11 protein-coding genes and 2 pseudogenes are annotated in these 12073 nt (G+C 68.3%); 4 read left to right on the forward strand and 9 right to left on the reverse strand.

The genetic code is table 11. The annotated features are described in order from the left end of the window. The 3 genes from AC1DY5_RS23405 to AC1DY5_RS23415 form a co-directional block, all read right to left on the reverse strand. On the reverse strand, positions 1-239 hold a 239-nt coding region (locus AC1DY5_RS23405), incomplete at its 3' end, for a rubredoxin (RefSeq protein WP_478115218.1). Next, positions 122-1339 (reverse strand): cytochrome P450, encoded by a 1218-nt coding sequence (locus AC1DY5_RS23410; protein WP_478115220.1) that lies wholly within the window; start codon positions 1337-1339, stop codon positions 122-124. The genes AC1DY5_RS23405 and AC1DY5_RS23410, both read right to left, overlap by 118 nt. Further along, positions 1336-2007: a TetR/AcrR family transcriptional regulator gene (locus AC1DY5_RS23415; RefSeq protein ID WP_478115222.1), complete on the reverse strand. Its 672-nt coding sequence runs from the start codon at positions 2005-2007 to the stop codon at positions 1336-1338. The genes AC1DY5_RS23410 and AC1DY5_RS23415 overlap by 4 nt, the downstream gene beginning before the upstream one ends. A gap of 158 nt (positions 2008-2165) precedes the next feature. Between AC1DY5_RS23415 and AC1DY5_RS23420 the strand changes: the two genes are divergently transcribed. Genes AC1DY5_RS23420 through AC1DY5_RS23435 form a run of 4 tightly spaced genes read left to right on the forward strand, consistent with a single transcriptional unit; the run spans position 2166 to position 6836 of the window. Beyond that, on the forward strand, positions 2166-3335 hold the full coding sequence (locus AC1DY5_RS23420; protein ID WP_478115236.1) for an acyl-CoA dehydrogenase family protein: 1170 nt from the start codon (positions 2166-2168) through the stop codon (positions 3333-3335). Next, positions 3332-4477 (forward strand): CaiB/BaiF CoA transferase family protein, encoded by a 1146-nt coding sequence (locus AC1DY5_RS23425; RefSeq protein ID WP_478115224.1) that lies wholly within the window; start codon positions 3332-3334, stop codon positions 4475-4477. Before AC1DY5_RS23420 ends, AC1DY5_RS23425 begins: the two co-directional genes overlap by 4 nt. Positions 4478-4484: 7 nt before the next feature. Continuing rightward, on the forward strand, positions 4485-5687 hold the full coding sequence (locus AC1DY5_RS23430) for an acyl-CoA dehydrogenase family protein (RefSeq protein WP_478115226.1): 1203 nt from the start codon (positions 4485-4487) through the stop codon (positions 5685-5687). Positions 5688-5693: 6 nt separating this feature from the next. Next, positions 5694-6836: an acyl-CoA dehydrogenase family protein gene (locus AC1DY5_RS23435; protein ID WP_478115228.1), complete on the forward strand. Its 1143-nt coding sequence runs from the start codon at positions 5694-5696 to the stop codon at positions 6834-6836. Here AC1DY5_RS23435 and AC1DY5_RS23440 read toward each other — a convergent pair. The 6 genes and pseudogenes from AC1DY5_RS23440 to AC1DY5_RS23465 form a co-directional block, all read right to left on the reverse strand. Continuing rightward, entirely contained in the window at positions 6833-7654 is an 822-nt protein-coding gene (locus AC1DY5_RS23440; RefSeq protein WP_478115230.1) for an IclR family transcriptional regulator, read from the reverse strand. The genes AC1DY5_RS23435 and AC1DY5_RS23440 overlap by 4 nt on opposite strands. Before the next feature lie 89 nt (positions 7655-7743). Beyond that, positions 7744-8669: pseudogene (locus tag AC1DY5_RS23445) on the reverse strand (electron transfer flavoprotein subunit alpha/FixB family protein). A gap of 1 nt (position 8670) precedes the next feature. Beyond that, positions 8671-9037: pseudogene (locus tag AC1DY5_RS23450) on the reverse strand (hypothetical protein). Positions 9038-9050: 13 nt separating this feature from the next. Continuing rightward, positions 9051-9953 (reverse strand): SDR family NAD(P)-dependent oxidoreductase, encoded by a 903-nt coding sequence (locus AC1DY5_RS23455; RefSeq protein WP_478115232.1) that lies wholly within the window; start codon positions 9951-9953, stop codon positions 9051-9053. A gap of 25 nt (positions 9954-9978) precedes the next feature. Next, positions 9979-10773, reverse strand: a complete 795-nt coding sequence (locus AC1DY5_RS23460; RefSeq protein WP_478115234.1) for an enoyl-CoA hydratase/isomerase family protein — start codon at positions 10771-10773, stop codon at positions 9979-9981. Continuing rightward, positions 10770-11903, reverse strand: a complete 1134-nt coding sequence (locus tag AC1DY5_RS23465; protein ID WP_478115235.1) for an acyl-CoA dehydrogenase family protein — start codon at positions 11901-11903, stop codon at positions 10770-10772. The genes AC1DY5_RS23460 and AC1DY5_RS23465 overlap by 4 nt, the downstream gene beginning before the upstream one ends. Positions 11904-12073: the final 170 nt, after the last annotated feature.

A 12073-nucleotide genomic window follows, 5' to 3' on the forward strand; every position in this document is an offset into this window, starting at 1 on the left:
GGGCAGCACCAGTCGTCCTGCACCTCGGCCCAGGCGGTGCCGGGCGCGATGCCGTGGTCAGGATCGCCGAGGGCCTCGTCGTAGACGTGGGCGCAGAAGAAGCACTGCCATTTCCTCGTGTTCACCGCGCGCGCACCTCCCAGACCAGCGGCAGCTCGAACAGCGTGGCATTGACGCCGGCGCGCACACCGCATTCCCTGCCGGGCTCGATCTGGAAGTCGGGAATGCGCTTCAGCCATTCCTCAAGAAAGATCTTCATCTCGGTGCGCGCCAGCAGCGAGCCCGGGCAACGGTGCGCGCCGTTGCCGAAGGTCGAATGGATCGGCGTGCGGCGCTGGAAGTTCACCGCCATCGGATCATCGAACTGGCGATCGTCCACGCCGTGCAGCGTCGTCGGCATGACGATCATCTCGCCGGCCTTCATCTGGACGCCCTTGTACTGCATGTCCTCGCGCACCATGCGCCCTTGGTTGACGACCGGGAAGCGGCGCAGCAGTTCCTCCACCGCCGCCGGGATCCGATCCGGGTGTTCGATCAGCTCCTGGCGGTGCGCCGGGCTGGTGGCCAGGAAGCGCGCCGCGAAACCCATTGCCGAGGCCACGGTGTCCAGGCCGCCGATCAACACCAGCGCCACCATCGGGATCACCTCCTCGTCGGTGATCGGCCGCCCGTCGACCTGTGCCTTGGTCAGCTGGCTGATCGCGTCCGGCCCAGGGTTCGCGCGCCGTTCCTTCACCTTCTGCGCGGCATATCCGAAGATATTCATGTAGCTCTGCTCGCGCTCGGCTTCACTGCTTGGGCGTACCTGCTGGTCGGCCCAGGCCAGCAGCTTCTCGCGGTCTTCGACCGGCAGGTCGACCATGCGCATGAAGATGCCGATCGGCAGGTGCTGCGCGAACTCGGCGACAAACTCGCAGCGGCCGTGCGGATAAAAGCCCTCGATCAGTTCGATCGCCTGCTCGCGCGCTCGCCCCGCGAGGGCCGACACCGCCTTCGGCGACAGCAGCGGCGACAGCAGCGTGCGGTACTTCGTGTGCTCCGGCGGATCGAGAAAAATCGGGGGCATCCGGTGCGTGTTGCGCTCGGCGGGCACCACCAGCTTCTGCGAAGTGAAGCGCTCAGCGTCCTTGAAGATCTCGTAGATGTCCTCCCCGCGCGTCGCAACCCAGTGCCCGCCGTTCTTCGGCGTCCAGAAGATGTCGGGGATGCCAGCATCGTGAAGGCGCTTCAGCGCGGCGTGATAGTCGCCGCCCGTGACCTCGACGTTGTAGAGGTCGAACTCGTGCACCAGCGCGGCGGGCACGTGCGGCGGGGTTCGGTCGGCAACGGAGTGACTCATGTCGGGGACCTCTCGGGCGAAGTGCGGGCCGTGCGGCTCATGGGGCGCGATGCGCGTGCCGGGCCGGCAACCGCCAGCAGCCCGCGCAGGTAGAGCAGGAACATGTCTCCGGCGTAGGCGGTGTTGCCGCGCTGCGCGCCATGTCCGCTCTGCAGCGCCAGCGAGGTGCCGAAGGACAGGGCCGCCGCGGCGAGCGCTTCGGGCGCGGCCGGCGGCTCCTTGCCTGCCTTCTCGAACATGGCTGCGAAGACGCGTGCGACGTGCCGGTGATGGGCGGTGATGAAGGCGTGGTAGTGGACGGCGAAGTCGGGATGGCGCTCGGCATGCAAAGTGAGCTCGACCCACAGCAAACCACCATCCCCGTCGCGGCGGGAGCGCCGGAAGCGCGCCAGGAATCCTTGCAACACGGCCTCCGCGTCCGGCGCCTCGGCGACCACCGTGCCCCATTCGGTGGCTTCGCGTTCGAGCCACTCGCTCATCAGCTCGAGCAGCATGTCTTCCTTGGTGGCGTAGTTTGCATAGAAGGCGCCGCGGCTCAGGCCCGCGGCTTGGCTGATGCCATCCACCGACGCCGCACCGACGCCCTGGCCGGCAAACGCCTTGGTGGCGGATCTTCGCAGGCGGGTCTTGGTGATCTCACGCTTCTCTTCACGGCTCATTGCTTGCATGACTGGCTCCTTCAAATACAGTTGTGTATTCTAATTTTCGCTCAATGTTCCTGTATTGGTACACACCCTAGCGCCAACCGTTTCATTCGAAACGCTTCTTGACGGCTTCGGGTCGTTCGTTCACAATTTTGCACGATGTTCATATATTAGACCAAACCGTGTCCTCCCCGAGCTACGAACTGAGCGATGAGCAGAAGGCCATTCAGGACCTGATCCGCCGCGTGGCGTGTGACAAGGTGGCGCCGCGCGCCGACGAGATCGATCGCACGGCCGAGTACCCGCACGACATGTTCGAGCTGCTCAAGGGGCTGGGCCTGTTCGCGCTGCCCTTCCCCGCCGAATACGGCGGCACCGGCAGCACGCTGTCGGCCTGCGTCGCGGTCGAGGAGTTCGGGCGGGTCTGCTACAACACCGGCTACCTGCTGGTCGTGCAGTGGACCCCGTTCGGCGCGATCCTTGCCGGCGGAACCGAGGCGCAGAAGCAGCGCCTGCTGCCGGGGCTGGCGAGCGGCGAACTGCGCGGTGCGCTGTCGCTGACCGAGCCTCAGAGCGGTTCCGACGTCTCCGGCATCAAGACCACCGCGCGCCGCACGGCCGACGGCTACGTGCTGAACGGAGCGAAGATCTGGTGCACCAACGCCGGCATCGCCGATTTCATCCTGGTCGCCGCGAAGACGCAGGACGAAGCCGGCCAGTCGCTCGGCATCAACCTGTTCGTCGTCGATCGCGGCACGCCCGGGCTAACGGTGGGCCGCAAGGAAGACAAGATGGGCGCCCGCGGCGTGCCGTCGTGCCCGCTCTTCTTCGACGAGGCGAGGATCCCGGCGGAGAGCCGCCTCGGCCCCGAGGGCGGCGAAGGCTTCAAGGTCGCCATGGAGGCGCTCAACACCAGCCGCCCGATCGTCGCGGCGCGTGCCGTCGGCATCGCACAAGGCGCGATCGACCACGCCGTCGAGTACATCCGGGAGCGGCGCGCATTCGGCCAAGCGATCAGCGACTTCCAGGGCGTGCGCTGGATGCTCGCCGACATGGTGATGCAGACCGAAGCGGCGCGCCAGCTCGTCTACCGCACTGCCGCCATGGTCGACGCCGGCGTGACCGGCCGGGCACTGGCGCCGATGGCGGCGATGGCCAAGTGCGTCGCATCCGATGTCGCGATGAAGGTCGCTACCGATGCGGTGCAGCTCTTCGGCGCCGCCGGCGTGTCGTCCGAATACCCGATCAACCGCTACTTTCGCGACGCGAAGGTGGTGCAGATCATCGAGGGGACGAACCAGATCCAGCGCAACATCATCGCCAACAGCCTCCTCGGGAAGGCCGGCCGATGACGGGACCGCTGGCCGGCCTGAAGGTCGTCGAGCTGGCCGGCATCGGCCCGGGGCCGATGTGCGCGATGCTGCTCGCCGACCTCGGCGCCACCGTGATTCGCGTCGACCGCAAGCAGCCTGTGAAGCTCGGCATCGAGCGGCCGCTGAAGTTCAACACGCTGCTGCGCAACCGCGGGGCGATCGCACTCGACCTGAAGCAACCGGCCGCAGTGGAGGCGGTGCTCAGGCTGGTCGAACAGGCCGATGCCCTGATCGAAGGCTTCCGCCCCGGCGTCACCGAGCGCCTCGGCCTCGGGCCCGACATCTGCCTTGCGCGCAATCCACGCCTGGCCTACGGGCGGCTGACCGGCTGGGGACAGAGCGGCCCGTTGGCGCAGGTGGCGGGGCACGACATCAACTATCTCGCCATCACCGGCATCCTGGAGGCGATCGGCCGCGAAGGCCAGCCGCCGTCGATCCCGCTGAACCTGCTCGGCGACTATGCCGGCGGATCGCTGTACATGGCGATCGGACTGCTCGCCGCGATCCTGGAGGCGCGCAGCACCGGCCAGGGCCAGGTCGTCGACGCGGCGGTCGTCGACGGCGCCGTGCACCTGGCGACGACCTTCCACGGCATGGTCGCCGGCGGCATCTGGCGCGAAGGCCGCGGCGGCAATCTGACCGACGGCGGCTCGCACTTTTACGACTGTTACGAGTGCGCCGACGGGCGCTGGATCGCGGTCGGGCCGATCGAGGAGAAGTTCTTCGCCGATTTGCTTGCCCGGCTGGAGATCGACGCCTCAACGCTCGGCCCGCAGACGGCGCGCGAGCACTGGAAGCCCGCCAAGGCGCTGCTCGCCGCCAAGTTCAAGACGCGCACGCGCGACGACTGGGCGGCGCGCCTCGAGCGGACCGACGCCTGCGTGTCGCCGGTGCTGAACTTCGCCGAGGCCACGCGGCATCCGCACCTGAAGGCGCGCGGCAGCCTGGTCGAGATCGACGGCATCGTGCAATCCGCACCGGCGCCGCGCTTCTCGCGCAGCATGCCCGCCACCCCGACGCCGCCGCAGCCGCTCACGCCCGCAAACACCGACCGGGCCTTGTCGGCCTGGTTTTCCCGGGACAAGATCGCGGCACTGCGACGCGACGGCGTCATCGACTAGACACTCCATGGACCTTCGCTACACCGAAGAAGAACTCGCGTTTCGCGACGAAGTGCGCGCTTTTTTCACGACGGCTCTGCCGCCCGAGATCTGCCGCAAGTGCGAGCTCGGCCAGCGCATCGGCAAGGACGAGATGAAGCGCTGGGTTCGCATCCTTCACGACCGCGGCTGGGCGACGCCCTCGTGGGCGCCCGAATGGGGCGGTACCGGATGGGACGCGGTCAGGCAGTACATCTTCAAGGAAGAGCTCGCGATGGCCCCGGCGCCCGAGCCGATCTCGTTCAACATGAACATGATCGGGCCCACGCTGATCGCCTTCGGCAGCGAAGAACAGAAGCGCCATTTCCTGCCCCGCATCGCCCGCATGGACTACTGGTTCTGCCAGGGCTTCTCGGAGCCGGGTGCCGGTTCGGACCTGGCGGCGCTGCGCACCAGCGCCGTCCTCGACGGGGACCACTACGTCATCAACGGCCAGAAGCTGTGGACCTCGACCGCCCACCATGCCGACTGGTGCTTCCTGCTCGTGCGCACGGATCCGGAAGCGAAGAAGCAGCAGGGCATCACGTACCTGCTGATGGACATGTGCTCGCCCGGCATCTCGGTGCGGCCGATCGTGACGATCGACGGACACCACGAGACCAACGAGATGTTCCTCGACAACGTGCGCATCCCGGTGGCGAACCGCGTCGGCGAAGCGAACAAGGGCTGGGACTACGCCAAGTACCTGCTCGGCCACGAGCGCAGCGGCATCGCCCGCGTGGGCGTCTCCAAGTTCCGGGTGCGCCGCGCCAGGCAGCTCGCCGCGAGGGTGATGCAAGGCGGCCGGCCGCTGATCGAGGACGAGCGCTTCCAGGAGCGCGTCGCCGAGATCGAGATCGAGCTGAAGGCCCTCGAGATCACGCAGATGCGCCTGATCTCGGAAACGGCCAAGCGCCCCAACGGCAAGCCCGACCCCAAGTCGTCGATCCTGAAGATGAAGGGCTCGCAGCTGCAGCAGGCGGCGGCCGAGCTGCTGCTGGAGGTCGCCGGGCTGCACGCGCTGGAGTTCGATCCCGGCTTCGTCGCCGGCCGGCCTGACGCCGCCGAGGAGGCCGATGACTGGGCGCTGACGATCGCCGCCAACCACTACTGGGCGCGGCACGTGTCGATCGTCGGCGGCTCGAACGAGATCCAGCGCAACATCCTCGCCAAGACCGTGCTCGGACTCTGACCCACCATGGACTTCGACCTCACCGACGAGCAGCGCATGCTTCAGGACAGCCTGCAGCGGCTTTTGGCCGAACGCTGCGGTTTCGAACAGCGCCTCGCCAGCCGCGACGAGCCCGCCGGCTACAGCCGCACGCTCTGGTCACGCTATGCCGAGATGGGACTGCTCGGCCTGCCCTTCGCCGAGGGCGACGGCGGCCTCGGCGGCGGCCCCGTCGAGACTTTGATCGTGATGCAGGCCCTCGGCCGTGCGCTCGCGCTCGAGCCCTACCTCCCGACGGTGGTGCTGTGTGGCGCCTTGCTGCGCGAGGCCGGCGCGGCGAGGCAGCGCGATGCGCAGGTGGGCGCGATCGTCGCCGGCGAGCGCACGCTGGCCTTCGCCTGCGCCGAGGCCCAGTCGCGCTACGACCTGGCCGACGTGACGATGCGTGCCGAGCGCGAGGGCGACGGCTGGCGGCTCTGCGGCACGAAGCGCTTCGTGCTTGCCGGTGACAGCGCCGACCGGCTGATCGTTTCGGCGCGCACGCGCGGCGACGCGCGCGAGCGCGACGGCGTGTCGCTGTTTCTCGTCGACCCGGCCGCGGCAGGCGTCACGCGCCGCGGCTATCGCACGCAGGACCACCAGCGCGCCGCCGACATCCGCTTCGATGCGGCGTACGTGCGTGCCGACGCCTTGCTCGGCCCCGAGGGCGCCGCACTGCCGCTGATCGAACACGCCGTCGACATCGCCACGGCCGCGCTGTGCGCCGAAGCGGTCGGCGCGATGGAGCGGGTGCACGAGATCACCGTCGAGTACCTGAAGGTGCGCAAGCAGTTCGGCGTCGCGATCGGCAGCTTCCAGGCGCTGCAGCACCGTGCGGTGGACATGCTGGTCGCCGTCGAGCAGGCGCGCAGCATGGCCTTCTATGCTGCGATGATGTGCGGCGAACCCGATGCCGCCGAGCGCGGCCGCGCGATCTCCGCCGCCAAGGTGCAGATCAACAAGAGCGCGCGCTTCGTCGGGCAGGAGGCAATCCAGCTGCACGGCGGCATCGGCATGACCGAGGAATGCCAGGCCGGACACTACTTCCGGCGGCTGTCGGTGATCGAGATGCTGTTCGGCGACACCGCACACCATCTGCGGCGGGTGGCGGCCGGAGGCGCAATGAGCTAGGCCGCTCGTGCCTCGACCCCACCGACCACGCCCGAAGCCCTCGCCGCGACTTCCGTGACCGCGGCCTTCAGCTGATCGAGCTCGTTGCGAAAGCGATCCGACGGCCCGGCGATGTTCAGCGAGGCGACACAGTTGCCGTCACCGTCGAACACCGGCGCAGCCACGGCGGCCAGCCCGACCATGTAGTTGTCCACCGAGGTCGACACGCCTTCGGCGCGGATCCGGTCGAGCTCGCGCGAGAGCGACGCGCGCGTGAGCGGAATCGCCGTCTTGACCTTGAATTGCACCGACGACAGGTAGGCATCGCGCCAACGCTTCTCGGTATAGGCGAGCAGCAGCCGCCCGGCGGAGCTGGCATAGAGCGGCCGCGTGGTCCCCACCGGGATCTGGTAGCGCACCGGGTGCGGGCTGTCGATGATCTCGACGTAGGTCAGCACCTCGGCCTCCCGGTTCAGCACACCCAAGAGCACGGATTCGCCGGTGCGCTGGCAGAGCTCCTCCATGAACGGCCGGATCATCTTGGGGAAGTTCCAGGCCGACATCACGCTCGCGGCGAGCCGGAAGATCGAAGGCCCCAGCCGATACTGGCCGGCGCTGTGGATCAGGTAGCCCTCCGCGACCAGGGGGCGCAGCAGGTTCAGCAGGCTGCTTTTCGGGGACTCGAGCGTGACGTTGAGCTCGGCCAGGGACATGCCGTCGGGCGTCATCGACAACACGTCGAACAGGCCGAGCAGTCTCGTGAGCGAGCGTGGCCCGGTGACATCGCGATCGGCGGCCAGGCTTGTGTTGTTGTCTTCGACGATTTTCTTGGTGGCCATTGAATCTCCGTGCAGGCTGGACGGGCCGCTCAGTTCGGTCGGGCCCGTCAGGCTTGCAATGCTACCCGAGCGCGGTTCCATGGCGGCCTCTACAGCGCCCCGGTCCGCTTAGGGACGGCCTGGAACAGGTCGGCCACCAGGCCGTAGTCCGCCACGCCGAAGATCGGCGCCTCGGGTCCTTGTTGATCGCGACGATGACCTTGCTGTCCTTCATGCCGGCCAGATGCTGGATCGCCCCCGAGATGCCCACGGCGACATACAGCTGCGGCGCGACGATCTTGCCGGTCTGGCCCACCTGGTAGTCGTTCGGCGCATAGCCGGCGTCGACGGCGGCGCGCGACGCGCCCACCGCGGCGCCGAGCTTGTCGGCCAGTTGGTCGAACAGGTGGAAGTTCTCGCTGCTGTCCATGCCACGGCCGCCGGAGACGATCATGCGCGCCGCGGTCAGCTCGGGCCGCTCGGAAACGGTCAGGTCCTGGCCGACGAAGCGCGACGTTTCGCTGGCCGGGCCGGCCGGTACCGGCATGACCGTCGCCGAGCCGCCGCCACCTGCCGCTTCGAAGGCCGCGCCGCGCACGGTGAGGACCTTGATCGCATCCAGGGCCTTCACGGTGGCCATCGCATTGCCGGCATAGATCGGGCGCACGAAGGTGTCCGGCGCGATCACTTCGGTGATGTCGGAAACCTGCGCCGCATCGAGCAATGCGGCCACGCGCGGCATCACGTTCTTGCCGGCCGAGGTGGCGCCGGCGAGCACATGGCCGTAGTCGCGCGCCAGCGCCGCGACCAGCTCCGCGAGGCTTTCAGCGAGCGGATGCGCGTAGGCGGCAGCATCGGCCACCAGCACTTTCGCGACGCCGCCGATCGCCGCGGCCTCCCGGGCCACGCCCTCGCAATGGTGGCCGGCGACGAGCAGATGCAGCTCGCCGCCGATCTGCGTCGCGGCCGTCACGGCCGACCGGGTGGCGCCCTTGATCGCGCCATGCTCATGTTCCGCGAGGATCAGGATCGCCATCTCAGATCACCTTTGCTTCGGACTTCAGCCTGGCGATCAGCGTCGCCACGTCGCCCACCTTGACGCCGCCGGCACGCTGCTTCGGCTCGCTGACCTTCAGCAACTGCGTGCGCGGCGCGAGGTCGACACCGAGCGACGACGCGGCGATCGTTTCGAGCGGCTTTTTCTTCGCCTACATGATGTTCGGCAGCGTCGCGTAGCGCGACGACCCCAGCCTCCTTCGGGCGGACGGCTTCCTCCACCGCGATCTCGTCGAAGGGGTTCATCGACATCTTGACCCCGGCCAGGTCGACGCCGGTGCCGTCGGACTTGACCCGTGCCTTGACGTTGTAGTCAATCACGCGCTTGACTGCGACCAATGCCTTCATGCCCTGCTCCTCCTCACACCGGATCCCATGGCGTCAACTTCATCGACGGCACGTTCTCGAAGAAGCTGGCCTCGAAGGCCGGCATGGCCTCGTCGGCGATCATCTCGGGCGTCCAGCCCCCGCCGCGGTGCAACGAACGGATCATGCGGATCTGGCTGAAGAAATAGATCTCGTTGGCACGCACGCCGAAGATCTGCCCCGAGACTTTCTCGGCGCGGTCGCTCGCGAGGTACACCGCCAGCGGAGCGATCTTGGCGCTCTCCATCTTCTTGAGCTTCTCGACGCGCGCCTTCTCTTCCGGCGTGTCGGCCGGGATGCCGGCCGTCATCGCCGTCCACGCCCAGGGCGCGATGCAGTTGGATCGGACCTTGAACCGCGCCATGTCGAGAGCGATCGACTTCGACAGCCCCACGATGCCCATCTTCGCGGCCGAGTAGTTGCCCTGGCCGAGGTTGCCGATGAGCCCAGAGGTCGAGGTCATGTGCACGTAGCTGCCGCTCTCCTGGCTCTTGAAATGCGGCGCCGCCGCGCGCGTCATGTAGAAGGATCCGTTCAGGTGCACGTCGACGACGGCCTGCCACTCCTCCTTGCTCATGTTGAAGATGAAGCGGTCGCGCACGATGCCGGCGTTGTTGACGATGCAGTCGATGCGGCCGAAGCTGTCGAGCGCAGCCTGCACGATCTTGTGGGCGGAATCCCATTCGGCCACGCTCTCCACCGCGGCCACCGCCTGCCCGCCCGCTTCCCTGATCTCGGCGACCACCGATTCGGCCAGCGTCTGGCCGGTCTCCTTGTCGCGCGCGAGATCGTTGACCACCACCTTCGCGCCATGCGCGGCGAACGCCTTCGCGAAGTCGCGCCCGATGCCGGCACCGGCGCCGGTCACGACCACGACCTTGTCTTGAACCATGCCCATCCGCTTGCTCCTTGAGTTCGAGTGTTCAGTCGCCGCTGAAATCAGGCGCGCGCTTGCCGCGAAACGCAGCGACGGCTTCGGCGTGGTCACGCGTCTGGTTCGACAGCAGCTCGTAGGCCATGCCGGCATCCATCACCGAGGCGGCGATCTGCTTGAGTCCGACGTTGATCGTCGCCTTGGTCCACTGGATCGCGCGCCGTGCGCCGCTGGCCATGCGTTGGGCCCAGGCGTCGACGGCCGCATCCAGCTCCTCGGCCGGCAACGCGAAGTTCACGAGCCCGATCGCGGCCGCCTCCTCACCGGTGATCGCATCGCCGGTAAGCAGGTATTGCTTGGCTCTCGCATAGCCGATGAGCTGCGGCCAGATGACCGCGCCGCCGTCGCCGGCGACGAAGCCGACCTTCACATGCGGATCGGCGATCTTCGCGTGGTTCGCGGCGAAGATGATGTCGCAGAACAGGGCCAGCGTCGCGCCCAGGCCCATCGCGGCGCCGTTCACCTTGGCGATCACCGGCTGCGGGACATCGAGCAGGCCCATCACCAGGCGCTTGGCCATCGTCGCATCCGGCACCATCAGCGACGGGCGCTCGACCAGGCGCTGCATCTGCTCGACGTCGCCGCCGGCGCTGAAGGCCTTGCCGGCGCCGGTCAGCACGACGACATGCGTCGCATCGTCGCGAGGCAGTTCGCCAAGCAGGCGCTCGAGCTCGTCGTGCATCGCGGTGTCGAACGCGTTCAGCGCCTCCGGGCGGTTGAAGCTCACGTGAAGTACGCGCCCGTCGCGGCGCAGCGCGAGGCTGCGGTAGTGGTCGAGGTTCATGCCGCCGTCTCCAATTGCGCCTGGACGAAGCGCCCGAGGTGCCATTCGCCGTCGCCGTACAGCGTCGTCAGCGCCAGCAGCCGCTTGTAGTAGTGGCCGATCGGGTACTCGTCGGTGAGCCCGATGCCGCCGTGCAGCTGGATGCCCTGCGCGCCGACGAAGCGGGCGGACGATGCCAGCAGCACCTTCGCGGCCGAGACCGCCTGCCGGCGCACCGCCGGCGTGCCGTCGAGGCTGGCGATGCCGCGGTACAGGATCGATCGCGTCTCCTGGACCTCGACGAACATCTCAGACATCCGATGCTGCAGCGCCTGGAAGCGGCCGATCGGCTGGCCGAACTGCTGGCGCGTCTTCAGGTACTCGCTGCTCGTCTCGAGCACCGCTTCCATGCAGCCCAGGGCCTCGGCCACCTGCGCGAGCGCGGCGCGGTCGAGCGCCTCTTCGAGCTTCGCGAGGCCGCTGCCGGGGGCCGTGAGCCGCGCGTCGGCCGCCACGAAGACGGAGCGAAGCTCCAGGTCGGCGGCCTGCGTGCCGTCGATCAGCGGATAGCCGTGCAGCGTGGTCACGCCCTTCTCGACCAGGAACAGCGCGAGCCCTTCGCCCGGGACCTGCGCCGACACGATGAAAAGATCCGCGCCCGGCGCGCCCGGGATCATCAGCTTGGTCCCCTCGATCACGAAGCCCTGGCCTTCGGCGCGCGCCGCGGTGGACGCCGCGTCCAGCTCGTGGCGGCCGGCCGGCTCGCTATGCGCGAGCGCGATCTGCAGCGCACCGCCGGCGATGGCTTCGAGCAGTTCGCTGCGCCGGTGCGCCGTGAACACCGGCGCGTCGGCGGTCTCGACCAGCCGCGCCGCCAGCACCGCGCAGCCGATATAGGGCTCGAGCGCCAGCGCACGGCCGAGTTCCTCGACCACCAGGGCGGTCTCGACGAAGCTGCAGCCCAGGCCGCCGAAGGCCTCCGGGATGCCCAGCCCCAGCCAGCCCATCTCGGCGTACTGCGCCCAGTGCGGCGTCGACGCGCTGCCGGCCGACTGCAGCCGGCGCCGCGCCTCGAAGCCGTACTGCTCGCGCACGTAGCGGTTCGCGGCATCGCGCAGCATCTGCTGCTCTTCGCTCAGGTTGAAGTCCATGTCTCCGTTCCTGCCTAGCTGCCTAGCTGCCTAGAGCCCGAAGGCGAGCTTGGCGATGATGTTCTTCTGGATCTCCTGCGACCCGCCGTAGATCGTCGATGCGCGCGAGATCAGCGCCTGCGCGGTGCGACCGGGCACCTGCGGCGGCCAGCGCAGCGCCTCGTCGCCGT

The sequence above is a fragment of the Variovorax sp. P4_D9 genome (assembly GCF_056401695.1).